Origin of the sequence: Bdellovibrio sp. HCB288, assembly GCF_047305935.1 — a bacterium.
Classification (GTDB): domain Bacteria; phylum Bdellovibrionota; class Bdellovibrionia; order Bdellovibrionales; family Bdellovibrionaceae; genus Bdellovibrio.
This window is the reverse complement of record NZ_CP178619.1, coordinates 755,418-779,220: the sequence shown is the minus strand read 5'-3', so window position 1 is coordinate 779,220 and position 23,803 is coordinate 755,418. Positions and strand designations below refer to the sequence as shown.

Here is a 23,803-nt window from a genome sequence, read left to right as displayed (position 1 = left end):
TCAAATGGGAAATTTGTGCTAGTCCGTGGGCAATTGCTCCATGGTCAAAAACCGGGAATTCAGACATAATGACATTCAGAAGGGAGCCAATATGGACAGCACAATGTGGGTCGTGGGTGGCGCGATCATAATTTCTATTTTCAGTTTTCTAGCCTATGCCGTCCTGGCCTTCTTTTTCCCGGAATGGGTGGGGATCACAGGTAAGGTGGCCTTGGACACCGAACGCAGCCATGGCGAAGGGCAAAACGCACCAGAGCACTTCACGGACAAGTTTTAAGTCTGGCTGGGCTTGCCGGTTTTGCGAAACTTGCCGGCACTCACTTTCATATTCTTCTTTAAAAAACGACTGAAATAGTTGGGGTCATCGAAACCCAAGGCGTAGCCGATTTCCGCAATACTCAGGTCGGAATATGATAGCATTCGTTTCGCTTCCAACAGGCAGCGATTTAAAATGTATTCTTTGGCCGAAACGTCCAGTTCCTTTTGAACTTTTGCGGAGAGTGACTTTGCAGTTACTTTCAATTGAGCCGCATAGAATTCCAACAGATGCTCTTCCTGAAAGTGCTCTTCCACCAGATCGATGAACTGTGTGACCACGTCGTTGTTTTCACCCAATTGGCGGTCAGCGGCTTTGGTGACCCGCAAGGCTTCCAGCAAAACCAGACTTAAATAGCTTTGCAATGACAGTTCGTAGTTGTCTCCCTGATTAAGGAATTCACTTTCCATCATCGCCAAAAACTTTTCAGAGAATATATCATTGCCTGTGGGAATCTTGAAGTGATCCGGAACCAGTCTGCTGTGCTGGGACAGACGCAGATTCCCCAACAGATTTTTTCCAAAGGACTCTTCGGTGTATTCAATGACAAAGCCCCTGCTGCTTTTTGCAAGCTTCCATCCATGCATCTGGCCAGGCTTAATCAGAAAAACCTGAGATCCTTTGACGGGGTAGGTGGTGAAGTCAATTTCGTGCCAGCCAGTGGATCTGTGCACGACCACGATTTGATAGAAATCATGCTTGTGAGGAAAGGCCACCTTCGGAGTGATTCTGTCTTTCAAACGTTCAATGCGGATGTCTCCGCGTCGAACCATTTTAACACCCAGAGATTCCAAAGGGTGTCGTCGTTTGATTGAATCAGCTTTATTGCCCATGACGCCTATTTTAAAAGGAATTTAATAATTTCTTCCTTTTGAGCATAACCGTCTTTGCGACCTATTTCTATCAGATCCGAGCAGAATGTCGGATCAAACATCAGATAACTGATGATTTCGCTGGCATCCTGCATGCTTCCCAAACCTTTCATCAAATAGCGAATGATGCGGGGAAGTTTTGCGGCCTTTTGCACTGCCATTTCGCCGATATCTTCAGATGGCGAGATGAAAAGATAGTCCAAAGGACGTAATGCGACTTTGCGTTGTTGATCGGGTGTGATTGCTTTGGCGTATTCATTCAGGCGACGCAGTTTTTCGATATCCTGCTCGACCGCATCCAGCAGCACGCCGTTTAGGATCGTGTTGATCACGCGGGCAAGGCTTGGTGCGGTTTCGGAATTTTCGGCATGCAGATCATAGGCGGTGGAACTTTGTAAACGGACTCCCACCACCATAAGCTTTTCCGCGCCCAGATAAATCACCGGACTGCAGGGGGCATGATTACGAACAGCTCCATCACCGAAAAATCTTTCATTCACTTTGATTGGTGGAAACAGCAACGGAATTGCCGAGGACGCCATGATGTGCTCAGTGTTGATTTCACTAAGCTCACTGCGTTTACGCCCTTTATCCCAAGAGGAAATTTCATTTTTACTTTGCACGAAAGATGTCGTTGCGGATTTTGCGTAGTCAATGGAGGTGATGCAAAGAGCATCAATATGGCCGGCTTCAATATTTTCACGGACCTGGTCGTAGTTCATATTGCGACTGATAAGTCCACGCAGAGGCGTGGTGTCCAAAAGTCCCCGGCCTGGTGTTGTGCCGGTGATTCCACCCAAGGATATTTCTTTTAGCCACTGGATTCCAATTTTACCCATGGTCAGGGAGTCGGTGGAAAAGACCTGATCAAAATGGACTTCGCTCCACAAGCGAGCCAAAGAATCTGTGGCGTACTTATAGTCGTGGGCATTGCTGGCCAACGAACTTGCATTGATCGCTCCGGCACTTACGCCAGAGAGAAAATCGAATTTAAGCGGAACTCCGGAGGATTGGGCAATTTCATAGATCGCAACCAAGACACCTGCTTGATATGCACCACGCGCCCCACCACCAGATAAAACTAAGCCTGATTTTTTCATACAGATTATTATCGGAATTTAAGGCAGGGAGCTGTACGTGTCGGAGCTGGCCGTTGGTCGAGCTTACTTACGGTAAAACCCAATAGATATAGATAAGGATGGCCAGAGTCAGAAATCCCAAAAGAATTGCAGCAATGGTTCCGAGCAAAACATACATTTGCTTTGATTCGGGTTCTGTTTTCGGATCCAATTCCATTGTGTGTCCTCACATCGTTTGGCAGCAACGCGCCATGGGTGTGACCGAATGTAGCCTGTGAAACGTTAAACTTCAAGGAGCAAGGTTACGGGACCGTCGTTGAGCAAGGCGATTTTCATATCAGCTCCAAATATTCCGCCTTGTGTTGGAATTCCGGCGGATTGACTGAGTTCCAGGGCTTTTTGATAAAGGGGCTCTGCCAGTGCCGGTGTTTCAGCGTAGATGAAGCTAGGACGTTTGCCTTTCGATGTGTCACCTAAAAGTGTGAATTGCGAAACCAAAAGATGTTCTCCCTTCACATCCTTCAGAGAAAGATTCATTTTGCCATCGGCGTCGGGGAAAACCCGGAGGTCGGCAATTTTAGAAATGAGTTTTTGCAATTGTGCTTCGGTGTCACCTTTGGCAACTCCCAAAAGGGTCAGAAATCCCGGGCCGATGGAGGATATGACTTTTCCATCGACGGTGACAGAAGCGGAAAGGACTCTTTGTACAACGGCCTTCATGTTTGCAAACCTTCTTCGTGAAGATTTGATCTTTATCCAGCCGCTTATTGAAGTCAAAAAAAGGGAGCTCAAGGCTCCCTTTTTTTATTGCCACTCTGGTGCGTGGTTGCTTTTTACGATGACGTTGGGCTTTTTCAAAGATGCACCCACCGGTCTGCGACGTGGAAGTGAGAAGGTCACTGTGGTACCGCGCCCGGTTTGGCTTTGGATCTGAACGGTTCCGCCGTGTGCTTCCACAATAGTTTTCACAATGGCCAGTCCAATGCCAGCGCCCTTGTTGGCGGTCTTTTTGGCTTGCCAGAAGTTATCAAAGACACCGGCCAATTGATGCGACGGAATGCCAGGTCCACTGTCGATCACAGAAATATTAACGTACTTCTGGTCACTGCGAACTTTCACAACCACTTTTTCGCCTTTAGGGCTGAATTTGATGGCGTTTCCGATCAGGTTTGCAAGGACACGAAGCACGCGTTCATTGTCATAGAATGCCAGGACGGGAGGGTTGACACTGTCAATCTGAAGACGCACATCGTGTTGTTTGGCCATGGCTTGCATTTGCATGCGGGCACTATCCAGAACGTTATCGACGGACAACTGATCCATGCGCAACGTCAGGCCGTGCATTTCGGTGTTCTTTTGATCACGGATATCCTTGATCAAACCTTCGATATTGATCACGGTGCTTTTCATAAGCTCACCGCTTTCAACGATATCCAAACCCTGCGGAGTGGAAGCCATACGATCCGCGGTTGACGAGATCATATTCAAAGAGTCCTGAAGATCGTGGGAGATGGCGAACAGCGCTTCATCGCGATCCTGAACTGCTTTTTTCGCCTCTTCATAAAGACGGTTTTGCTGTGCCAGTTGAAAAGACTGTTTGCTAAGCAAACGAACCACGAGGAACGCCATGCCCAGGAAAATGAAAATCAAGGAGCCTGAAAGCCAGGTCATGCCAAAAGGAATCTGGATTTCTGCTTGTGCAGCGGCGGTGCGGATTTCTTCCTGTGCTTTGTCGATTTGAACCTGATGCAGGTGAATCATATCATCAAAGGCTTCGTTGAGCTGGGAACGAAGGGGAGTGGATTTTGACTGAAAGAATTGGCCGACGATGCGTGACTCCGTTTTCTTATCACGGTGTTCGATGGCTTGGTCAAAGTACTCTTGATTTTTAACCTGAATATCCTGGATCCGTTTTACAATTGCTGGAATGCCCGGAAGGTTGTGTTGCTTTTCGAAGGAAGTCAGTGCCGTCAGCAGGGATTCTTTTTCATTCTTTTGTTTATCGTAAATATTTTGGGAACCTAAAAGAAAGTAGGCGCGGCTGTTGTCGAGTTGCGACGAAGCGATCCCACGCATGCGTTCAATCTCGATCAAGGCTGCTGGATCGGCATGTGTTGTGAGGCCATTGCCTGCAACTCCTTGCTGCACGCGCATTGCGTAGCCCCATGCGCCAATCAGAACTGCCACGAAAACAGCTGATAGGACCAACAGAGCTTTTTTTTCGAAAGTCGACTTCTTCTTTGTTGGCGACATTTCTGTTTGATTATTCTCTTCCAATAAGACTTCGGTTTGATTTGTATTTGTGCTCATACAAATTGAATAACAACCCTCAGTGTGTTTAAGCAACTCAGAAAGTTATAAAATACTAACAAGTCTAGTCGAAGTTTGTGTTCCATTAAAACGTTTGAAGATATCTTCACATGATTCCGGAAATTTTGAATTTTTGAAGTCGCTGAATTCATTGTTCGACTCTAATTGCAAATGTTGGAGTCTCGAATTGAAATAATCCAAAAACAGTTTGTTTACGTATCAAATAAGGATTTGTAGAGTTCCTCTCTAGTAATTCCAGAATTTGCACGTTCTATTTCAATACTAAAAAATCAACCTTCAAGTTCGCGTCAGCACGTTCCGAAAAATCTTCGCGGAGGAATATGCATGGGGCGATTTCAGTATCATTTATTCAATCCAAGAGAGTTAACAGCAGACACAGTTCAGCTAAGCAACAATGTCTATGATCTTTGGAAAACAGTTTATAAAGATGTTTTGGGTAAAGTGGGGGAGCCACTGAATCCCGATGATTTTCACAGGTGTGATGTCATAGTCGCGCTGACTGATAATAATAAAGTTTTTGGTTTTCACATGTACAGCGCTTTCGATTTGCGCTCCGAAGCTCTTCGCGATCACCACTATATGAAAGCTTTTGATGAAGCGATCATCCGGAAATTCCAAAGCCGTGGCATCAACACCATGATGAGCATGGAATATCTGACTGTGTCGCCGGATTATCGTTCCAGAAACGCCGAGGTGAATTGGTCCGAGGTGATTATTGCTTTGGGCAGTAAGGTGATGGAGGCCGGTGGCTGGGATTGTCTGGTGGGCACCGCACGTCGTGATCTGAATGTGAGACGTAAATCCGCCAAAAGTGGCGCGAACTATTTCGGCAGTGTGATCAAAATGAACTACGAGTGCGAAATTTTGATGACGAAGCACGGGGAAGTTCAGCCGCTAGGGGATGCCAAACACGCCGATTTGGTCGAGCAGCTTTGGGCGGCCAAAGCCAATCATACCCATATCCTGGATGAAACCAGAATTGTAACTCCATTCAGAAATGCCGCTTAGATTTTTTAAACTTTTAATTAAACGTACCTGAACAAGAAAGAGAAACTAATGAAAAATACGAACGTTAACGAAGAACTGAAACAACTTTTAAAATATTCAAAACAGCAGATCGAGAATTTTCCCTGGGAGGACAAGCAGGCCTATTCTGCCTGGGTGTCGCAAACATATTACTTTGCCCGTCACACGACACGCTTGCTTGCGCTGGCCGGGGCACGTACAGAGTTTGCCGCTCCGGAGTTTCACAATCGCTTCCTTACACACAGTGGGGAAGAAAAAGGGCACGATAAATTGCTGGTCAATGATTTAAAAACTCTGGGTAGCAAGATGGAAGAGTGGCCCGAGATGCCAGGGACCTGTGCTCTGTATCAGACGCAGTACTATTATATCGAACATCAATCACCGATGGCATTTTTTGGCTACATCCTGGGGCTGGAGGCTCTTGCCGCCTATTTTGGTGACCATGTGAATTCGCGTGTGGAGAAAGCCTGGGGGCCTAAGGCGGCCCACTTTATCAGAGTTCATGCGGAGGAGGACGTCGGTCACACAGACGAAGCTCTGTCCAAGATTGCGACTTTGCCTGAACATCACCAGACAGTCGTGTTGCAGAATCTGAAGCAGACGCTGAGTTACTATGAACAGATGCTGAATCAATGCAAAGAAGCCTCTAAAGCAGGTCTTAAAGCGGCCTAGGTCTCTTGCATTAGGGCTATAAAGAAAATATCATTTAGAGACAGGGGTAAGCGGTCCCAAAAAGGGGCCGCTTTTTATTCAAATTTGAAGTGGGTATAATAAATCGGTATGGAGCCGTCTCGCTATAAATTCAACTTAGAACGAGAGATTGCGCAATTGAAGGTCTATCGCGCGTACTTTCTGAACCTGGTTTTCTGGGGCGCAGTGGCCAGTTGTATGTACTTTATGATCAGCTTCGGTTCCATGGTGGCGGAAGACAGTCATTCCTTCCGTAACGATCTGGCCAGTGCTTCCGATGAACGAAAGACGTATATGGCCTGTGTGATGATCATGAGGACGATCAATCCTTCGGCGACAGAGTTTTCCAGCTGTGAACCCTACAATACCTACGACAAAATCAAAAATAGAAAACTTGCGACTGTTGAGCCTGTCGATGGGGATTGCCCGGCTGGCTATAAATTGATTTCAAATTTTGGATCTATTGTTTGCAAGCCAGTTGCGACAGAAAAGAAAGAATAGCTTTTGAGATTCGCAGAAATAAAAAAAAGCCGAGTGCTGTTACACTCGGCTTTTTAATTTCAAACTACTTATGCAAGATTAGTCGTTAAGACCAAAACCGGAAACCGGGAACATGGAAACAGAGATCTGATAAGTCTTACCCTGTTGAGTCACGCCAGCATCCAACCATTGCGCAAGGTCCTTGCGGAATGATTTGATTTTTTCCTTAGCCTCATCCAAACGCGCCTCATCAACAGTGATAGTGATCGTTGATTGTTCGCGGTCTTCGCTAGGCATTTTCTCAAGCAAGCGCTCAAGTTTACGTTTCATTTTCTTTTCGCGGCTAACTTCAGCGAATTGTTGAAGCTGCTCACCCGGCAAATTCAAACGCTCACCAAACATACGAATAGTTCTCATAGTTACAGTGCGTTTGCCGTTCAGGATTTTTGAAAGGAAAGATGAGTCCACTTCCAGGTGTCTTGCGAATGCACGCAATGAATAACGTGGATAGTTTTGGCTGCGACGAGCGAGCTCTTCTTCAAGGAATTGGCGAAAATCTGAGTTTTTGATTTGTTCTTGCATGACCGAAGTGTCTATTTGGAGGGGACCGAATAATCAATATTTTGTTCACAGTCTTACACTAATTTAATAGAGCCATGCGGGGTGCGTTAGGTTTTTTAAATTTTATCGAATATCAATAGTTTACGGACTCTTCCATTTTCCGGAACATTACAGAATTTGGTGAATTGGAACGATGATTTGAAGGGATCAAATTCATCAAAAAACGCATCCAATTTCTCTTCATAGTTATGGGTGCTAATGATGTACCGTTTGATAAATGATGAATTTTTCTCGTGAATTCCGCGCATGATATCGGCGATGGTGTGTGTCCCCACTCCGATGATCACAACGGTGCCGCTGACTTTGTGTGTTAAGGATTCTCCGCTCTGAGCCCAAAAGAAGGCGCGCTGATCCTGCTCGTACTTTTGGTGCTTTTGTTCGAAGCGTTCTTTCAGGGCGGAGATGATATGTGGCACTTGGTCAACAAAGTGCACTTCGGGAAATCTTCCGCTGCGGTACGCACTGAGTCCCAGATAGCCATGATCGCAGCAAAAGTCCCAGACGGGCTCCCCTGGAATCAAATGGTCATAGACGGCTTGCATGCGATCGGAAAGTTTAAACATGATTCAAGAGTTCTTACTAAAGCTGCGGCGGCGTTGCAATCGTGGCCTTCCTTGACTGTTACTATCGTAAATCGGAGACTCACGGCCATGAAAAAAACTCCATTAGCTGATACACACGTTTCTTTGGGCGCCCGCATGGTCGACTTCGCCGGCTGGTACATGCCTGTTCAATATGTAGGTCTTCGTGAAGAGCACGACAATGTTCGTAAGAACGTGGGTCTGTTCGACGTTTCTCACATGGGTGAAGTCCGTGTGAAAGGACCTAAAGCCCTTGAAACTTTGGAGTGGTTGACGACGAATGATGTGGCTCGCTTGAATGATGGCGAAGCTCAGTATTCTCTTCTTCCGAATGACCAAGGCGGCCTGGTCGACGATATTATCGTTTATTGCCTTTCCAAAAACTCTGACTACCTGGTTTGTGTGAATGCTTCCAACAAAGACAAAGACTTTGCGTGGATGACGAAACACAACAAGGGCTCTGATATGACGGACGAGTCCGATAAATGGGGTCAAATCGCCATTCAAGGTCCGAAAGCTTTGGAACTTTGTGATCGCGTCTTTGGTTTCAAAGTCAGCGAAATGAAGCCGTTCACTGTGAAATCCGGCAAATTCCAAAACCACAACATCATGGTCGCTACCACTGGTTACACAGGGGAGAAGGGCTGTGAGGTGTTCGTGGATGCGGCGGGAACTCCGGCGCTTTGGAACGAACTTTTGGCGCAAGGGAAAGACTTGGGAGTGGCTCCGATCGGTTTGGGCGCTCGCGATACTCTACGCACAGAAATGAAGTATTCCCTTTACGGTCACGAAATTGATGACACAACGAATCCTTACGAAGCGGGTCTTGGTTGGGTGATTAAACCAGCAAAAAAAGACTTTATGAATAAGGCGCAAATCGTTGGGGTCAAAGAGGCCGGTTTGAAGCAAAATCTTGTGGGATTTAAGATGCTTGAGAAGGGCATCCCCCGTCAGGGTTACAGCCTGTTTTCTTTTGACAATAAAGAAATCGGCAAGGTAACTAGTGGTACTCACTCACCAAGCCTGGATGAACCAATTGGCATCGCATTTATTGATGTAGCTTATGCCAAAGAGGGAACTGAGTTCCTTCTGGATATCCGTGGCCGCAAAGTGAAAGCGGTTGTTGTTAAAACACCATTTATTTCGAAATAAGGAGCCCATCATGGCATTTCATATTCCTGAAGACTATTACTACACAAAAGAACACGAATGGGCTCAAGTTGACGAGAACATCGTGACTGTCGGCATCACTGAGTTCGCACAGGATTCTTTGGGCGAGATCGTTTACGTTGAGCTTCCAGAAGAAGGTCAAAAAATCACTCAAGGTCAAATCTTTGGGGTGGTTGAGTCCGTAAAAGCGGTTTCTGACCTTTACGCGCCAGTTTCTGGCACTGTAATCGAAGTAAACGCATCTTTGGGCGACGATCCATCAGTTTTGAACGACGATCCAGTGAACGAAGGCTGGTTGGTTCGTATCGAAATGGATACTGAAAAGGAGCTAGCTAACTTGATGCGCGCTCCAGATTACAAAAAATTGATCGCAGACAAATAATTTCTATTGATTTAGCGGGCACAATTCGCTAAATCTTTGTTTCCGCTAAAACGGTGTTGCCCCGCTGGTGAAATTGGCAGACACGCTAGACTTAGGATCTAGTGCGCAAGCGTGGGGGTTCAAGTCCCTCGCGGGGCACCAAATCTTTCCGCAGGAAGGATTCTTTCAATCTTCTTCGGAAGTAATAAAATAAGCTGACTGAATAAGTCGGCTTTTTTTATGCCCAAAATCTGCCGCCGCTGTGATATCTAAAAATTAGATATATAGCTTCGAATCATTATACTATTCAGAATCATCGCATTGCGGCATATTCCGTCCTGTTTCAACGTATCTAAACTTTTAAACCGGAGTGGTTATGAAAAATTTGTTCTTGTTCCTGGCGATGACATTGGGTTCTTTAAATGCTTTCTCTGCGGCTCGTGAATTCCGCATCAACGGATACTCAGCAGACGGTGGTTACGCCATCGGTTGGGGCATTCCAGGCAAATTGATCGATTTTGAAGAAGTTGAAAAAGACGAAAACGAAGTCAGCGAGCTTTGGGAGCAAATGTCATCAATGCGCAACTATTTGGTCGATGTGCAAACTAATCAAATTCTTGCGACTATCCACACAGATCCAGATGAGTTTGTGGCGATCAGCTTGGGTGGAATGAGAACAAACCACTACAGTGTGAAAACTCAAAATCTGGGTACGTACTATGCCAATGACTCATTCGAGCTGGTGGCGGTTTTCGAATCTTTTAGATGGAATACTTCTCTGTCGTCGGTTTTCGTTATTAATAAGAGCACTCTTCAGCCGGTTGTAGTTAACAGAATCAATAATCTTGAAGAGCGTATGCTTTCTGTTGCTAAAGCCGCATTGACTCCAGCGCAAGTCGAGCAGTTTGATAAAGGTGCTCTTTACTTCAGTATGAAAGATGAAGGCTACGATCTACAAAGCAATCAAGTTTTCCAAATCGCTTGGGAATCAGCTGTACCGAAAAGCATTGATGATCCGTTGGTAACTGTAACAGCTCGTATGAAACTGAAAGTTACCGCTGATGCTGATGTTAAATTTGAAGTGGATCAAGTTCAGTACTCTCAAGAAAACTAAATCGAAACAAGCTTGAAAGATTTTCAAAAGCCGACCTAAAAAGTCGGCTTTTTTTATTTGAGGGCAATTACAAAGTGCTTTCCAGGATAGCCCTCTTTCGATAGGTCACAGTGTATCCAGCCCATTAAATTCAGCGTTAAATGCGTTCAACTTCACCGTCACCGTTTTTGAAGTGCTGCTGCCTCCATAACTACAAGCGGTCAATGTCATAGCCAATGTTTCGATCAAAGCTGCCGCAATTCCATGCGCAACTTTACCTTGTTAGTTCTCACGAATCCTCCTTGCTTTGTTATTTAACTTTGCTGTTCGAGTGACATAGTGGTGAATTAAGCTTGGTTTTTACGTGATTTGATGGTCGAGTTTGTTTAAAATTTCAGCTGAAAGTACATTGAACTATACAATGCTTGCTCACAGTGTGAGCGCTCATAAAAGGGGCTCGATCATGCGTAATCAACGATCTATGTGGCTGATTGTTTTGGTATTTGGATTTCAGCTTTTAATTTGCCAGGTATTTGCGCAAAGCTTTGAACGAGATGAGGGGATTACCAAAGAAAGCCTGATCCGGTCGATCAAGAAAAGCACCTCATTGGATGACCAGCAAATTGAAGCACTGATCAACACGCTGACTCTTCAGTATAATCTTCGTCCTGAACAAAGAATTCCAATCAAAGGATACTTGTATGCCGCCGGCATGAACGGAGCGATGCTTTTGGATCATGATGTCTGGTATTTTGATGCGAACCTGATTGATCCCGCAACTCAAGAAGTTGTTAAAATTCCTGAGCTGTTTTTGTGTGACTTTCATAATGGAGGGATTAAGTTTGAAGTCGCTTACAAATGGATGTTTACATTTATTCCCAGCGGAGTGAATGTCGATGAACTGCATGGTGCGGTTTATGGACGAGGCGTGGGATTGGTGGCGGATGCATTCTTTGGTGCTGAAGGCTCCTGGATGCCAGCTAAAAACAGAGCGAATGACCTTTTGCATGTGGCATTGAAAATCGGTTTTGGCGGGGGAGTGGTTTTTCCAAAAATGGAATTCAAACTTCGTCAAATTAAGAACGGAACTGGCCTGGTGAATTAGGCCAGTTCGGTTGTTCTTTTAGTTTTGGTTTTCAGATAGATTTTGAACGCTTTGAACTTTCTCAATGCCTGGAATTTTCCAGGTTCCATCCAGCACGGCTTGTTTTGGCCAGTACAGTCTCATAATCATATTAAAGTCTTCATTCGCAGGTGCTGGAAGCCAGTTGGACTCTTTGGACTTCCCGGGATTGCTAGCTTGAATATAGATATCCAGCGAACCGTCTTTGTTGAAACGAAGCTTGTCGCGATCTCCGATTGCAAAACGATTGATTGGATTTTTAACGAAGAATTGTTGGGAGTTATACATTGTTAGTGACCAGAAGCCGTCAACCGGAGGCAGATTGCCCTTTGTAAAGCGGATGACATATTTGTTGCTGCCATTCAAGGGGGCGCCAGAGGAATCCGTCAAAGCCCAAGGATAGATGGCATCTTGCTTTAGGTTTGCTCCCAATCCCTTTTTTGCAATGACTGCGCGGGACAGATAGTCGTCGCCGTAGGTGCCAATGGTTGTGGGAGTTCCCCAACCATTTGAGATATCCATGTTGCTTTGATTTTTTGCGGACTCGGTGAGCTTGTCTTGTCCGGATATGAATCCTTTGTTGAAAGCACTTTTTTGTTCGGACGTCATTTTATCAAGATTGGATACATTGCCGGGAGTGATTCCCAAGCTGGCCATTTCCTGAATCATTTTTGCGTCGCCGGAAGTGGGCGGATTGGTCTTTAATTCATTCGCAAAATATGCAAAAAAGGTTTGCGCATCCATTCTTTCGATCTGATCCACGGGCGGAGTGCGCGTGTCTGCATTTATATCAAATGGGACGGAGTCGGGGGGGGATATGTTTTTTCCGAATTCGTTAAGGGGTGTGATCCTTAGGCCATCCTGAAATTTGTGAGCAGTTGCAAAATCCGATTTGGACGCTTTGGTTCTTCCAATCATCCAAACTGAATTGGTTGGAGATTTGATTTGCACAACGTTCGCCGGCAAAGTGCCTGTCCAATTGGGACCAGTGATTGCATAGTTGCCCTTTTTGTATCCGGTGGTTCGACTTCCTGGAGATGCAAAGACATCTGTCCAGGCACTTAACAGCGGCATCATATAGTACCGCTTGCCAGCGTCAGGTATGCTGAGCACCATTGGCTCCTCAGAAAGATCCAGCCATGCAGAGCTATAGAGAGTGTCTGCATTTGGAGATACAACATCAGTAAAATTGGCATCTGGGAAGCTGCGTTTATTGGAAATTTGATTCAGGGGAGCTCGGCTTTGAGAGGCCCGAGGAGTAGCTGTCATGACGTCTCTTGAAATTCCCATTAGTACCAGCGGATACGCATAGATGTACGCCTGCTCCGTCATTTTTTGAATATCTTTGGGACTTGTTTTGCTGACGTTTTTAGAGCTTGCGCAATTAATCAGTAAACTTGCACAAGCCAACAGCAAACCTAATTTCCATCGGGTCGTCATTGAGTTCCTCCTTGAACATTGAATTTGGTCTCTGTATCAGATTGCGAACTTTGTGGTATTCGAACAATCAGGTTTTTAGCAAGGTCGTAGCTGGACTTTGGCATGGGCTTCAGGGGGCAGGGGACGCATCATGTTGCTGCACTGATCACAATAGGTTTGTTGAGACGCATTCCTCTATTTAAACTTCGTTGGTAATGAGGAAGAACCATGAAACTTAAACCATATATTGCATCCGTGGTGATTGCGACAAACGTGACATCAACGGCTTTTGCACAAGAAGCTGAACCAACAGCAACACTTTTGCCAGCAGTCGTGGTAAGTACGACATCTGACAGTGAGACCTATCTTGATACGCCAGTGCGTGTTGACGTGATCTCGGCAGAGGAAATCGAAAAAGATCACAACCGATTTCTTGGGGACACGCTGCAAAAGGTTCCAGGGGTGGTTATTCGCGAGGTGGATCCTTTGGTTCCGGCTTTGGGTATCCGTATGCCGGCGAACTTCAATGCTCCCTATTACCTGGCGACAATCGATCAAATTCCAATGTCTTCTGCAGTCAGTATCAATCACGCAACGGCAGCAAATCTTCCGATTTCAACTGCTACAGGCGGCATGGAGATTCTTCGTGGTGCGACCAGCGTGCTGTATGGGGCTGATGCGATTTCAGCAGTTATCGACTTGAAAACTCCAGAATTTGCAGATCGTAAGTCGCTGGCTCTTGAAGGTGGTCAGCGTGGCTTTGGCAAAGTGCTCTTGACTGGCACTGGTAAAGTGACCGACACCCAGGAATACTATGCAGTCGGTAACTACACTCATGATGACGGGTGGAGAGATATGCAAAGAATGGATCGCGGTGAAACTATTCTAAAACACCGCGTGAAAATTTCTGATACCAGCAAAGTGACGACGACGATTGTCGCGAATAAGAATGAAGGTCAGGGTGCGGGATACCTTGATTATAACACTTATCAAAATGATCCTACAAACTCTGGTATCACCGCGACGGACGATACCAACTCAGACAGTTCATATATTCGTTTGACCTCTGAATGGCGTAAATCCATCGACGCGAAAAACGAAGTGATTGTGACTCCGTATCTGCGTCACACGGACAGTGATTACAAAGCTTATTGGTATGCTGATACGTTGCCAACTATCACGGCGAATGATTCTACATTTGGCGCAAACTTCATTTATAGTCATATCTGGACTGATTCAGAAACCAAAGTTGGCCTGGCTTTGGAAACGACAAAGTACAAATATAAAGAGGTTCAGGAGTTGCCAACTTACACGGGTGGCTTTCCTCCGTCTGAAAGTCCCCGTGGTACCCACTATGATTATGATGTTAACTATTTGAATATTTCTCCGTTCATTGCTCATACCTGGAGTATCACCGAACAATGGCGCTGGGATTTGGGATTGCGTGCCGATTTCTCGAACTACGACTACAAAAACAACACCTCAAATGGCGATTGTGATTCACCAAACAACACCAACGGATTGTGTGGGGCTTACTTACGCGTAGGTGATCGCACGGACAAGTTTGACGGTATCAGTCCGAAAACGGGAGTGAACTACTTGATTTCCAAAAATCAGGCGATGTTCTTTAACGTGGGTATGGGTTACAAGATTCCGAATGCACAAACTTTGTATAACTTGACGGATGGTCAGGCATCACCAAATTTGAGCGGTGAAAAGTCATACACATCAGAGCTTGGTTATAAATCCGATAACGGTACCGTAGGTCTGGAGCTTTCGGTCTACAATATCGATATCCATGACCGTGTGGTTAGAACGTACGGTTCTACGGTTTCTACTTATGAAAATGCGGGTAAATCCCGTTCGACGGGTGTTGAGTTGGGTGCCGCATGGAAAGCGAGTGAGGAACTTAAGCTGCAAGTCGCTGCGAATTACAATGAAAGCCGCTTCATCGATTATAAATCTGGAGGAACAGACTACAGTGGTCATAAGGAAGCTAAGGCCCCAAGTGAAATCTACGATGTGGTTTTGACGTATCGTCCAACAGCATTGCGTGGCTTTGAAACTTCCCTGGAATGGAATCGCACTGGTTCTTATTGGGTGGAAGATGCAAATCAACATTTGCAGGCGGGTCACGATGTATTCAATTGGAGAGGTGAGTACCAATATACCAAGGACTTAAGCTTTAATGCTCGAGTTATGAATTTGATGAATACCAAATACCCGATCGACGTTGCGAACTATGGCTCCTTGGTTTATAAGCCAGCCATGCCTTTCACGGCATATATTGGTTTGGGATACGCGCTGTAAGCTGATTGTTTGCCGGATGGGGAGTGGCGATGAAAAAAGATTTATATGCACGTATCTGGCGTTGGCATTTTTACGCGGGCATCTTTGTCATTCCATTCATGATCGTCCTTGCAATAACGGGAAGTATTTACCTATTTAAACCACAACTGGATCCTGTTGTTTACCCCAAGTTATTAACCGTCAGTCCCCAGGATAAAGTCTTGCCTGCTGCGAACATTGTCAGTGTAGTTCGCAAGGAATTTCCAACTTCGCAAGTGAGCTCATATTTCCCGCCCACAAGAGCAGATCAAAGTGTGGCGGTTGGACTTAGTGATGCCGGAATCAATCGAACAGCTTATTTGAATCCTTATACGGGAGAACTCCTGGGATCGATGAACGATCAGGATCACTATCAGAGTATCACCAAGAAAATTCACGGGGATCTGTTGATTGGTCCCTGGGGAGACCGACTGGTGGAACTTGTTGCATGTTGGTCCATCATTTTGCTTATCTCTGGTTTGTACCTATGGTGGCCACGTGGAAGGAAGTTTGCTGGTGTCTGGTGGGTGCGATTAAATGCCGGCAAGCGCATTTTCTGGCGGGATCTTCACGCTGTCGTTGCAATCTACAGTTTCGTTTTTATCTTGTTGCTCTTGGTGACGGGGCTTCCGTGGACGGGATTCTGGGGTGAAAAATACGCCAAGGTCTGGAATCACTTTCCGCAGGCAACGGCCACTTCGAATGTACCAAGCGCAGTGCTGAACAATGCCAGCGTACAGATGGTACCTTGGGCCTCCGAAACGGTCCCTATGCCGAATTCTGTGGTGATGCAGTCGGAGCAAATCAGTATGGATGAGGTTTTAAAGACACTTCAGGGTCGTGATCTCGAAGGCAGCATCAAAGTTGCCTATCCCAAAGAACTTGAAGGTGTGTTCACCATTTCCCAGTTTGGTGGTGATCCTAGAAGATCAGTCACTCTTTATGTCGACCAATATAGCGGTCAAGTCGTACAGGCGGTGCCTTTTTCTGAGCATGGTGGTTTTGCCAAGGCCGTGGAATTTGGGATTTCTCTGCATCAAGGGGAGTTGTTTGGATGGGTGAACCAGCTTATAGCGTTCTTGACATGCCTTGCACTGATTCTGATTTGTGTCAGCGGTGTGATGATGTGGTGGAAGCGCCGGCCATCCGGCAAATTCGCAGCTCCGCCAGCACCAGACAGTAAAAATCCTGTTTGGTTCATAGGAATCTTTGTGTCGATGAGCGCATTGTTTCCACTGGTCGGTGTGTCGCTTGTAGCAGTGATCGCAATAGACTTTATTTTATCAAAGGTCCGCGCTCACTAGTTGATGACGATTCCCTCTGTTTTAGCCTTGATAATTTTTTGAATGACCAGTTCCCAGTCAGCAAAAGACAAGGGTGCATAGCCGCGATCAGTTTGCCACCCATAACCCCAGCGGTAGCTTGTGTGAAACATAGGGTGTCCCCCCATGCGAACCGCATAGTAATAAGCCTCGGCGACCTTCGGGTATCCCTTTTTTTGAATACAGACTTTCAGGTCTTCATCGGCGTGAAGTCTTTCTTCGGATGTGCCGCCGCGCCAATAGGCGACGTCGTGTTTTATACAACAATCCAAAAATGCCTCAGCATCGTCCGTCCAAATGCCATCCGGGCTTCTGCTGCAACCATCGCTGGTGAAGTCATGAAGCTCATTGGCTACAGAGTGGCTGGCAAAACCCAGATTGATCAAGATTAATAAAGCAATGAAGGATCTCATTTAGGTCTCCATTCTACTGGCAACGTTTTTCGATGGCATTCATAATTGTAAGAAGCTTTTTCGTTGGATTTGCAACGTTCCATTGCCATCTAAAATCACGGCAATCCTGCCATTTTGGGAATACCATCGGGCCAAAGTTCTCATCACCATCATCCTTTTTCAGGCGGTCGTAGACGATGTTTTGAATTTCTTTGTAATTGCTTAGCGGAAGAATCTGTCTGGAGATCAGATCCAAAACAACTTCAACGCTGGTAACGAATCCGATTTGACCTGTCATTGTTGGATATTGTGCTTGGCCCAAGCGGGAGTAAGCTTCGCGAATATAAGTGATGGATGGGATTTCAGGAAACTCCTGAGTCATTTGATTATAGACGATAGCGTCGAATTGGCCGTTGTCCCCAAAGTAAATTACCAAATCCGGGTGCTCATATTTCAATAGTGCGCGAATAACCTTCTGCTTTAATTCAGGATCCTGCTTAATGCCGTTATTCATATGCAGTTTGGTGATTGGGAATCCATTTTCTTCTAAAAAGTCGGAATGCTGCTCTTGCATCAAAAGCTTTGGTGCCAGACTGACATAATGAAATTCGATATTAGGGATTTGGTTGCTCAATGCCTGATATATTTCCGCCATTCCAACAAAACGACTGTCATCGTCAAATGCTGATCCCGAGGATCTGGCTTTTGAAAGGATATTGGAGACCTTGATTGTGTCGTCGATATCAGAAATAACCAGAGTTTTCGCCTCGGAAATCGAACCTATCATCAACAGGGCGGCAAGAAGCATTTTGTTCATATCGTCTCCAACAGTGACTAACAATTGGACAACCCTGCAAATAACACCTTTCGGAGATTAGGAGCCGGGCTTCAATTGCTCATTCTTCAACTGAGGGACTTAAAAGCAAATGGTATGCCGCCTAGAGAACTGAAAGTTCCCGCTGCACACGGAGTTCGTTAGAGACTTTTTGGAGATCGTCGGGAACTTCAATCAAGGCCCCCCGTGGAATTTCCTGTTGGATCTTCAACTTGTGCATCCACGCCAAAAACTCACGGTCAGATCCCCGACAGATCATCTGACGGTCTTTGCCTTTTTCCTTCAAAGTATCACCCACAACGCGGGCGGCATGAATTACGGAAGGTTTTGTTTTTCGCATCAGCAGGTAGCTTGTGGTGAGTGTGCGATTCTTCATTGGCAGCTGTTCTTCCATGGATAAAAACCACTTTGGAGCATCGAAGTGAATTCGATCATGACACCAGTCTGTTTTTGACTGGGTCAACAATGGGCAAGGTCCTTCGTGTGTGCAGGGAGCCCACACGTGAAAGCCTTTCTCCATTAACTTCGCGCGAAGTTGCATAAGTTTGCGACCATCCTGCTGGGTCGAAGGTTCGGCAATCATCAGGGCTTCGCAATTGCATGCCCAATCTGGAAGGTCGGAAAGCTCAGTTAATGAATATGAAAACAAAGCCAGCGATTTTTTCGGGTTCTTGATCTTTGCAGCATTAATCGTGCGGATCCATTCTTCGGACTTAAAGAATGGAAAGTGTTTTTCAATCAAACGTTGTGGTTCAGAAGCTCGCTCGATCAGAGTGTATTTAAGATTCTGTGTTTCAGACAGACTTAATGAAGCTGTCGCCAGCCCGGCGCCAAAGTCGTAGACCTCTTCAAGGCCTGCAAAGAAACCACGTTTTTCACCCTCAATGATCACAGCTCGCAAACGAGCCGCATTCAGGGGAAGATAGTAACAAAGATATGCCACCTGCGCCCAAGACTCTTGCCACGGAGTCTGTCCTTCAGGTTCATTAATAAAGAAATCAGATAGCGCCAAAACGCACTTGGACAGCTCCTTTGAATTATTCAAGGTGAGCTTGTAATCGGCTAATGCACTGGCAATGGCCGTTTCAAAATTGGCAGGTACAGAGAAATGTCTTTGCATGGATAGGGGATTCTACAGAGTATTCAGGGCTTTTAGCAAATCATCGACCTGGATTTCTTCCATCGCATGGTCAAATGGGGGATTTTCGTTCTTTGAGACGAAAATTTTTACATTCTCTCCGCGGGCGGCCCAACGACGAGGGTGTTGCACGCGGATGGGTGAGTACAGTCCCAGAACTGGAGCGCCCAGGGATGCTGCCATATGGGCCACTCCTGTACTTGGAACGATAACGGCCTTGGCATTATGTAGAACGGTGAATAGTTCTGCCGGCTTCAGCTGATTTTGCAGGTTGATGACCTGAGGATCATTCTTAAAGCGTGCTTTGATGGCGGTCAAAAAAGGTTCGTCAGCAGGAGTGCCTGTAAGAGCGACCTTGGTGAACGGAGTGATCTGTTCAATCAACGAAATATAGCGATCCGTCGGCCAGTTCAGGGCGGAGCCCGCCATGCCAGGGTGGACTACAACATAATTTTTCTCGGACAAAGAATGTTTATCCAGAAGCTCTGGATTTTTGGCGGCAACCAGTTTTAAAACAGGCGCAGGCTCTTTTGACTTTTCATCCAAAGCAAAGCGAAGCAGATCCATATTGTAATCAGCTTCGTGATGAACTGCCTGACTGCGACGTTGGCGCAGGCCCTTATTTAAAAACAAAAAGCTATGCCATTGCGATTGAACGCCGGCGCGAACTTTCACGCCTTCAGCCCATAAAGCAAACGCGACCCACCACGGGGCTTGAAAGCTGACAGCTAGGTCTGGTTTGAATTCGCGAATGAAGGCACGAAGGGTGTGCAGTGAAGCTTTCCAATCATCTTTGGAAAGCTCGATATAGGAACGTTTGGGATCAGCGTTGTCGGGAACAAATCCCAAGCCTTTGGCGATGACCCATTTCACTTCTTTATCCGCCATGAATTCGGCCTGATCCACACACATTGTGGAGATCAGGTCGCCGATTTTATCAAGACGGATCAGAAGTACCTTTTTCATCTATCGGTATTCTTCGATGGATGGGCAAGAGCAGATCAGGTTGCGGTCACCGTAAGCGTTATCCACGCGGCCGACCACAGGCCAGAACTTGTTCGTGCGAAGCCACTCTACCGGATAAACCGCTTCTTCACGAGAGTACGGATGATTCCATTCAGGCTTCATCATCATCTGCGCTGTGTGCGGAGAATTCTTAAGAGCGTTGTTTTCCTTGTCCATTTTGCCAGTTTCCACCGCAGTGATTTCTTTGCGGATAGAAAGCATGGCATCGATGAAACGATCCACTTCTTGTTTCGGTTCAGACTCTGTCGGCTCGATCATCAATGTGCCGGCCACAGGGAAGGACATTGTCGGAGCATGGAATCCATAGTCGATCAGGCGTTTTGCAACGTCAGTTACGTCAATACCAGAAGCTGTTTTGATATCGCGAACGTCGATAATACATTCATGGGCCACATAACCGCTTTTGCCTTTGTAAAGAACCGGGTAGGCCTTTTCCAATTTCTTAGCAATGTAGTTTGCCGACAAGATTGAAACCAACGTCGCCTTACGAAGACCTTCAGCACCCATCATAGTGATGTACGCCCAGGAGATCGGAAGGATTGAAGCCGAGCCCCAAGGAGCTGACGTCGTTGAAGTGATACCATTTGCAGGACCTGCTTCTGGAATCACCGAGTGCTTCGGCAAAAACTCTTTCAAGTGAGCGCCTACACCGATTGGCCCCACACCAGGACCGCCACCACCGTGAGGGATCGCGAATGTTTTGTGTAGGTTCATGTGAGAAACGTCAGCACCGAAAGTACCTGGGCGGCACATACCAACCAAGGCGTTCATGTTAGCGCCGTCCATATACACTTGGCCGCCGTTTGCGTGAACGATATCGCAGATTTCTTTGATACCTTCTTCGTAAACACCGTGAGTGGATGGGTAAGTGATCATCAGCGCAGACAAGTTGTCTTTGTGTTGTTCCGCTTTAGCCTTCAAGTCAGAGATTTCAACGTTACCCAAATCGTCGCAGTTCACAACAACCACTTGCATGCCAGCCAAAGCTGCGGATGCAGGGTTTGTTCCGTGCGCAGATGACGGGATCAAGCAGATGTTTCTGTGACCTTGACCACGGGATTGGTGGTATTTACGAATGACCAATAGACCCGCGTACTCGCCTTGAGAACCCGCATTTGGTTGCAAGCTGACAGCGGCAAAGCCCGTGATATCGCAAAGTTTGTTTTCAAGATCTTTGATCATTTCAATCAAACCAGAAGTTTGAGAAACCGGAGCAAACGGGTGAAGTTTGCTGATCTCTGGCCATGAAACTGGAACCAGCTCCGTCGTCGCATTCAATTTCATCGTGCAAGAACCCAATGGAATCATTGAATGGGTCAAAGTGATGTCTTTGTTTTGCAAGTGGTGGATGTAACGAAGAAGCTCAGTCTCACTATGGTGAGAGTTGAATACCGGGTTAGTCATGAATGCGGATTTACGTGACAAGTCTGCTGGGATTTCCAGCTTCAAAGTCGCATCGATAGTCTGGCAATCGAAAGCCGCTTTGTTGCCGCCATTGAAAGCCATCCAAACTGTTTCAACGTCCGTCAATGTGACAGTCTCATTCAGTGCGATGCCCAAAGTCTTGTCGTTGATTTTTCTGAAGTTCATGCCCAGCTCTTCAGCGTGTGCCAAAATGCTTGCGGCATTGTCCGAAGTAACAGTCACAGTATCGAAGAACGCATTCTTGGATACGTTGTAACCAAGTTTGGACAAACCGTCAGCCATAATCGCGGTCAGACGATTCACGCGCATCGCGATTTTCTTCAAACCTTGTGGCCCGTGGTAAACAGCGTACATGGAGGCCATGTTCGCCAATAGAACCTGAGCCGTACAGATATTGGAAGTCGCTTTTTCACGACGGATATGTTGTTCACGAGTTTGCAAAGCCAGACGCAAAGCTTGTTTGCCTTGGGAGTCCACAGACACACCCACAAGACGGCCTGGCATCATGCGCTTGTAAGTATCTTTGGTTGCCAGGAATGCCGCGTGAGGGCCACCGTAACCCAATGGTACACCGAAACGTTGAGAGTTACCGACAACGATGTCAGCACCCCACTCGCCCGGAGGAGTCAAAAGAGTCATTGCCAGAAGATCCACGGACGCCACAACGTGTGCGCCTTGGTCTTTATATTTTTTTGCAAGGTCTGCGTAGTTCTCTACAGCACCTTCAGTGTCAGGATATTGGAAGAACACACCGAATGCCGGTTTGGCAAAATCGTATGTTGCAGGATTTGTGACGATCATCTCCAAGCCCAATGGCTCAGCGCGAGTGCCCAGGACTTCAATCACGTGCGGATGCATTTTGTCGGAAACGACAAATGCATTCGCTTTGGTTTTGCAAAGTGCGTGGGCCATGAACATCGCTTCAGCCGCTGCGGTTCCCTCATCCAAAAGGGAAGAGTTGGAAATCTGCATGCCAGTAAGATCTGCAACCATAGTTTGGAAATTCAACAGTGCTTCCAAACGACCTTGTGCAATCTCTGCCTGGTAAGGCGTGTAGGCTGTGTACCAAACCGGATTTTCAAAAATGTTTCTTTGAATGATTGTCGGTGTGATCGTGTCATGGAAACCCATGCCGATGTAGGACTTCATCACTTTGTTTTTTGAAACCATCGACTTCAAATGATTCAGCAAACCGAATTCAGAAATGCCGGGACCGACACCTTCGAATTTATGTTCAGTGCGAATTTGGGAAGGAATGATTTTGTTGGCAAGTTCATCCAATGAAGCAAATCCAAGCTCTTTCAACATCTCTTGGATGTCAGCATCGCTTGGGCCGATATGGCGTGGAATAAACTCATTTCTAGGAGACAAATCGTCGATTTTCATAAACACCTCAATAACGCAAAAGAGCCTAGCACAGCCGCTCTTAGGGTTAAAGTGTTGGCTCGCGACAGAGCAAGGGCGCTAATGCAAGGCAATATGCCGATTATAGCCTAAACAGGTTTGATTCGCATTGTGAGGAAACCTTTTTGGGACTTGTGCCTGTGTGACAGGCCTTTATCAGCGAGCGAAACTGTTCAAGTTGCTCGGTTTGTTCTTTAAATGAATTTAAACGGGTGGACAGACTGGGAAGATTGGCCAAAAGAGTGGTTTCCAGTCGCAGGGCCAGCCAGACTTTGCTTTTAGACTCGCGTCCTTCCTCTTTCAAAATGTCGTTCATAACTGAGCGCATTGAGGACGGTAGAGTGCGGGAGACCAAGGACATTTGCTCCAATTTAAAGCGGAAAAGGGGATCTTTAAACGCGCGGTTGCCGGTTTCCTTGTAATAGCTGACCAGATAGTCGGTTTTTCCGTTGATCAACTCGTCTTCATTAAGTCCCACTGGATTGCAGATAGTGGAGCAAAGAGGGGGCATTTTTTTGCCCTGAATTTGAGCAAATAGACCCTCGAAGGTACCAATTTCCTCAAGGTAACCTTCGCTGATCTTTGCGACTTCATTCATATTGGGATCGTTGGGAGATTCCTTGTGGAAGTGCCTGATTCCAATGTATGCAGCAGCGCCCAAGCCCAAGAAGCTTGTCAGGATGAAAGTGAAAATGAAAATGGCTGAGTATTTCAGACCGAATCGCAAATGCTTGTTCATTCGGGACTATTTTATCCGAATGAACCTGTGGC

General features: G+C 46.3%; 24 protein-coding genes and 1 tRNA gene. 11 read left to right on the top strand and 14 right to left on the bottom strand.

The window, feature by feature from the left end:
- Nucleotides 1-91: 91 nt before the first annotated feature.
- Nucleotides 92-277 (top strand): hypothetical protein, encoded by a 186-nt coding sequence (locus tag ACLVWR_RS03670; protein WP_340597564.1) that lies wholly within the window; start codon nucleotides 92-94, stop codon nucleotides 275-277.
- Here the strand turns inward: ACLVWR_RS03670 and ACLVWR_RS03665 are convergent.
- The 5 genes from ACLVWR_RS03665 to ACLVWR_RS03645 form a co-directional block, all read right to left on the bottom strand.
- Nucleotides 274-1,149: a helix-turn-helix domain-containing protein gene (locus ACLVWR_RS03665; RefSeq protein ID WP_413582564.1), complete on the bottom strand. Its 876-nt coding sequence runs from the start codon at nucleotides 1,147-1,149 to the stop codon at nucleotides 274-276. The genes ACLVWR_RS03670 and ACLVWR_RS03665 overlap by 4 nt on opposite strands.
- A gap of 5 nt (nucleotides 1,150-1,154) precedes the next feature.
- A complete protein-coding gene (locus tag ACLVWR_RS03660; RefSeq protein ID WP_413582563.1) occupies nucleotides 1,155-2,288 on the bottom strand; it encodes a patatin-like phospholipase family protein in 1,134 nt (377 codons plus the stop codon).
- A gap of 67 nt (nucleotides 2,289-2,355) precedes the next feature.
- Nucleotides 2,356-2,484, bottom strand: coding sequence for a hypothetical protein (locus tag ACLVWR_RS03655; protein ID WP_340597561.1), 129 nt, complete (start codon nucleotides 2,482-2,484; stop codon nucleotides 2,356-2,358).
- Nucleotides 2,485-2,549: 65 nt separating this feature from the next.
- Nucleotides 2,550-2,987, bottom strand: a complete 438-nt coding sequence (dtd, locus tag ACLVWR_RS03650) for a D-aminoacyl-tRNA deacylase (RefSeq protein WP_413582562.1) — start codon at nucleotides 2,985-2,987, stop codon at nucleotides 2,550-2,552.
- 84 nt (nucleotides 2,988-3,071) lie between these two features.
- A complete protein-coding gene (locus ACLVWR_RS03645) occupies nucleotides 3,072-4,577 on the bottom strand; it encodes a sensor histidine kinase (RefSeq protein WP_413582561.1) in 1,506 nt (501 codons plus the stop codon).
- A 345-nt stretch (nucleotides 4,578-4,922) separates the two neighbouring features.
- On the opposite strand from ACLVWR_RS03645, the gene ACLVWR_RS03640 reads away from it, so the two are divergent.
- The 3 genes from ACLVWR_RS03640 to ACLVWR_RS03630 all read left to right on the top strand — a co-directional run bounded on the left by ACLVWR_RS03640 (nucleotide 4,923) and on the right by ACLVWR_RS03630 (nucleotide 6,815).
- A complete protein-coding gene (locus tag ACLVWR_RS03640) occupies nucleotides 4,923-5,606 on the top strand; it encodes a hypothetical protein (protein ID WP_413582560.1) in 684 nt (227 codons plus the stop codon).
- Nucleotides 5,607-5,654: 48 nt separating this feature from the next.
- Nucleotides 5,655-6,296 carry an iron-containing redox enzyme family protein gene (locus ACLVWR_RS03635; protein ID WP_413582559.1) on the top strand — a complete coding sequence of 214 codons (642 nt, stop codon included), beginning with the start codon at nucleotides 5,655-5,657 and terminating at the stop codon, nucleotides 6,294-6,296.
- Nucleotides 6,297-6,404: 108 nt separating this feature from the next.
- Entirely contained in the window at nucleotides 6,405-6,815 is a 411-nt protein-coding gene (locus ACLVWR_RS03630) for a hypothetical protein (RefSeq protein WP_413582558.1), read from the top strand.
- A gap of 78 nt (nucleotides 6,816-6,893) precedes the next feature.
- Here ACLVWR_RS03630 and ACLVWR_RS03625 read toward each other — a convergent pair whose 3' ends face one another.
- Both ACLVWR_RS03625 and ACLVWR_RS03620 read right to left on the bottom strand, forming a co-directional pair.
- Nucleotides 6,894-7,376, bottom strand: a complete 483-nt coding sequence (locus ACLVWR_RS03625; protein WP_413582557.1) for a DUF4423 domain-containing protein — start codon at nucleotides 7,374-7,376, stop codon at nucleotides 6,894-6,896.
- A 95-nt stretch (nucleotides 7,377-7,471) separates the two neighbouring features.
- On the bottom strand, nucleotides 7,472-7,978 hold the full coding sequence (locus tag ACLVWR_RS03620; protein ID WP_413582556.1) for an SAM-dependent methyltransferase: 507 nt from the start codon (nucleotides 7,976-7,978) through the stop codon (nucleotides 7,472-7,474).
- Nucleotides 7,979-8,065: 87 nt separating this feature from the next.
- Between ACLVWR_RS03620 and gcvT the strand changes: the two genes are divergently transcribed.
- From gcvT to ACLVWR_RS03595, 5 genes are all read left to right on the top strand, one after another.
- On the top strand, nucleotides 8,066-9,148 hold the full coding sequence (gene gcvT / locus ACLVWR_RS03615; RefSeq protein ID WP_340597553.1) for a glycine cleavage system aminomethyltransferase GcvT: 1,083 nt from the start codon (nucleotides 8,066-8,068) through the stop codon (nucleotides 9,146-9,148).
- Between the two features lie 10 nt (nucleotides 9,149-9,158).
- The gene (gene gcvH / locus ACLVWR_RS03610; RefSeq protein WP_340597552.1) at nucleotides 9,159-9,548 is read left to right on the top strand and encodes a glycine cleavage system protein GcvH; all 390 of its coding nucleotides are present in this window, start codon (nucleotides 9,159-9,161) and stop codon (nucleotides 9,546-9,548) included.
- A 58-nt stretch (nucleotides 9,549-9,606) separates the two neighbouring features.
- A tRNA-Leu gene (locus ACLVWR_RS03605) sits at nucleotides 9,607-9,689 on the top strand.
- Nucleotides 9,690-9,903: 214 nt separating this feature from the next.
- Complete coding sequence (locus ACLVWR_RS03600; protein ID WP_413582555.1) at nucleotides 9,904-10,641, top strand: hypothetical protein; 738 nt, start codon at nucleotides 9,904-9,906, stop codon at nucleotides 10,639-10,641.
- Nucleotides 10,642-11,083: 442 nt separating this feature from the next.
- Entirely contained in the window at nucleotides 11,084-11,725 is a 642-nt protein-coding gene (locus ACLVWR_RS03595) for a hypothetical protein (protein ID WP_413582554.1), read from the top strand.
- Between the two features lie 18 nt (nucleotides 11,726-11,743).
- Here ACLVWR_RS03595 and ACLVWR_RS03590 read toward each other — a convergent pair whose 3' ends face one another.
- Nucleotides 11,744-13,183: a DUF1254 domain-containing protein gene (locus tag ACLVWR_RS03590; RefSeq protein ID WP_413582553.1), complete on the bottom strand. Its 1,440-nt coding sequence runs from the start codon at nucleotides 13,181-13,183 to the stop codon at nucleotides 11,744-11,746.
- Between the two features lie 207 nt (nucleotides 13,184-13,390).
- Here ACLVWR_RS03590 and ACLVWR_RS03585 point away from each other — a divergent pair, with 207 nt between their 5' ends.
- Both ACLVWR_RS03585 and ACLVWR_RS03580 read left to right on the top strand, forming a co-directional pair.
- Complete coding sequence (locus ACLVWR_RS03585) at nucleotides 13,391-15,472, top strand: TonB-dependent receptor (protein ID WP_413582552.1); 2,082 nt, start codon at nucleotides 13,391-13,393, stop codon at nucleotides 15,470-15,472.
- A 29-nt stretch (nucleotides 15,473-15,501) separates the two neighbouring features.
- A complete protein-coding gene (locus ACLVWR_RS03580) occupies nucleotides 15,502-16,794 on the top strand; it encodes a PepSY-associated TM helix domain-containing protein (protein ID WP_413582551.1) in 1,293 nt (430 codons plus the stop codon).
- On the opposite strand, the gene ACLVWR_RS03575 is transcribed toward ACLVWR_RS03580, so the two are convergent.
- The 6 genes from ACLVWR_RS03575 to ACLVWR_RS03550 form a co-directional block, all read right to left on the bottom strand.
- Nucleotides 16,791-17,225, bottom strand: a complete 435-nt coding sequence (locus ACLVWR_RS03575; RefSeq protein ID WP_413582550.1) for a helicase — start codon at nucleotides 17,223-17,225, stop codon at nucleotides 16,791-16,793. The genes ACLVWR_RS03580 and ACLVWR_RS03575 overlap by 4 nt on opposite strands.
- A gap of 13 nt (nucleotides 17,226-17,238) precedes the next feature.
- Nucleotides 17,239-18,021, bottom strand: a complete 783-nt coding sequence (locus ACLVWR_RS03570) for a phosphatase domain-containing protein (protein ID WP_413582549.1) — start codon at nucleotides 18,019-18,021, stop codon at nucleotides 17,239-17,241.
- A 121-nt stretch (nucleotides 18,022-18,142) separates the two neighbouring features.
- A complete protein-coding gene (locus ACLVWR_RS03565) occupies nucleotides 18,143-19,159 on the bottom strand; it encodes a small ribosomal subunit Rsm22 family protein (protein WP_413582548.1) in 1,017 nt (338 codons plus the stop codon).
- Nucleotides 19,160-19,171: 12 nt separating this feature from the next.
- On the bottom strand, nucleotides 19,172-20,143 hold the full coding sequence (locus ACLVWR_RS03560; RefSeq protein WP_413582547.1) for a glycosyltransferase family 9 protein: 972 nt from the start codon (nucleotides 20,141-20,143) through the stop codon (nucleotides 19,172-19,174).
- Nucleotides 20,144-23,014, bottom strand: coding sequence for an aminomethyl-transferring glycine dehydrogenase (gene gcvP, locus ACLVWR_RS03555; protein WP_413582546.1), 2,871 nt, complete (start codon nucleotides 23,012-23,014; stop codon nucleotides 20,144-20,146). It abuts the gene before it with no gap.
- Nucleotides 23,015-23,114: 100 nt separating this feature from the next.
- On the bottom strand, nucleotides 23,115-23,771 hold the full coding sequence (locus ACLVWR_RS03550; protein WP_413582545.1) for a hypothetical protein: 657 nt from the start codon (nucleotides 23,769-23,771) through the stop codon (nucleotides 23,115-23,117).
- Nucleotides 23,772-23,803: the final 32 nt, after the last annotated feature.

Bases quoted from the DNA above. Each gene is read 5' to 3' on its own strand.
- ACLVWR_RS03550 (WP_413582545.1), bottom strand. From the start codon at position 23,771: ATGAACAAGCATTTGCGATTCGGTCTGAAATACTCAGCCATTTTCATT.
- ACLVWR_RS03645 (WP_413582561.1), bottom strand. From the start codon at position 4,577: ATGAGCACAAATACAAATCAAACCGAAGTCTTATTGGAAGAGAATAAT.
- ACLVWR_RS03580 (WP_413582551.1), top strand. From the start codon at position 15,502: ATGAAAAAAGATTTATATGCACGTATCTGGCGTTGGCATTTTTACGCG.
- gcvT (WP_340597553.1), top strand. From the start codon at position 8,066: ATGAAAAAAACTCCATTAGCTGATACACACGTTTCTTTGGGCGCCCGC.
- ACLVWR_RS03630 (WP_413582558.1), top strand. From the start codon at position 6,405: ATGGAGCCGTCTCGCTATAAATTCAACTTAGAACGAGAGATTGCGCAA.
- ACLVWR_RS03600 (WP_413582555.1), top strand. From the start codon at position 9,904: ATGAAAAATTTGTTCTTGTTCCTGGCGATGACATTGGGTTCTTTAAAT.
- ACLVWR_RS03640 (WP_413582560.1), top strand. From the start codon at position 4,923: ATGGGGCGATTTCAGTATCATTTATTCAATCCAAGAGAGTTAACAGCA.
- ACLVWR_RS03665 (WP_413582564.1), bottom strand. From the start codon at position 1,149: ATGGGCAATAAAGCTGATTCAATCAAACGACGACACCCTTTGGAATCT.
- ACLVWR_RS03635 (WP_413582559.1), top strand. From the start codon at position 5,655: ATGAAAAATACGAACGTTAACGAAGAACTGAAACAACTTTTAAAATAT.
- ACLVWR_RS03625 (WP_413582557.1), bottom strand. From the start codon at position 7,376: ATGCAAGAACAAATCAAAAACTCAGATTTTCGCCAATTCCTTGAAGAA.
- ACLVWR_RS03620 (WP_413582556.1), bottom strand. From the start codon at position 7,978: ATGTTTAAACTTTCCGATCGCATGCAAGCCGTCTATGACCATTTGATT.
- ACLVWR_RS03585 (WP_413582552.1), top strand. From the start codon at position 13,391: ATGAAACTTAAACCATATATTGCATCCGTGGTGATTGCGACAAACGTG.
- gcvH (WP_340597552.1), top strand. From the start codon at position 9,159: ATGGCATTTCATATTCCTGAAGACTATTACTACACAAAAGAACACGAA.
- ACLVWR_RS03595 (WP_413582554.1), top strand. From the start codon at position 11,084: ATGCGTAATCAACGATCTATGTGGCTGATTGTTTTGGTATTTGGATTT.
- ACLVWR_RS03565 (WP_413582548.1), bottom strand. From the start codon at position 19,159: ATGCAAAGACATTTCTCTGTACCTGCCAATTTTGAAACGGCCATTGCC.
- ACLVWR_RS03660 (WP_413582563.1), bottom strand. From the start codon at position 2,288: ATGAAAAAATCAGGCTTAGTTTTATCTGGTGGTGGGGCGCGTGGTGCA.
- ACLVWR_RS03655 (WP_340597561.1), bottom strand. From the start codon at position 2,484: ATGGAATTGGATCCGAAAACAGAACCCGAATCAAAGCAAATGTATGTT.
- gcvP (WP_413582546.1), bottom strand. From the start codon at position 23,014: ATGAAAATCGACGATTTGTCTCCTAGAAATGAGTTTATTCCACGCCAT.
- ACLVWR_RS03575 (WP_413582550.1), bottom strand. From the start codon at position 17,225: ATGAGATCCTTCATTGCTTTATTAATCTTGATCAATCTGGGTTTTGCC.
- ACLVWR_RS03560 (WP_413582547.1), bottom strand. From the start codon at position 20,143: ATGAAAAAGGTACTTCTGATCCGTCTTGATAAAATCGGCGACCTGATC.
- ACLVWR_RS03590 (WP_413582553.1), bottom strand. From the start codon at position 13,183: ATGACGACCCGATGGAAATTAGGTTTGCTGTTGGCTTGTGCAAGTTTA.
- ACLVWR_RS03570 (WP_413582549.1), bottom strand. From the start codon at position 18,021: ATGAACAAAATGCTTCTTGCCGCCCTGTTGATGATAGGTTCGATTTCC.
- ACLVWR_RS03670 (WP_340597564.1), top strand. From the start codon at position 92: ATGGACAGCACAATGTGGGTCGTGGGTGGCGCGATCATAATTTCTATT.
- dtd (WP_413582562.1), bottom strand. From the start codon at position 2,987: ATGAAGGCCGTTGTACAAAGAGTCCTTTCCGCTTCTGTCACCGTCGAT.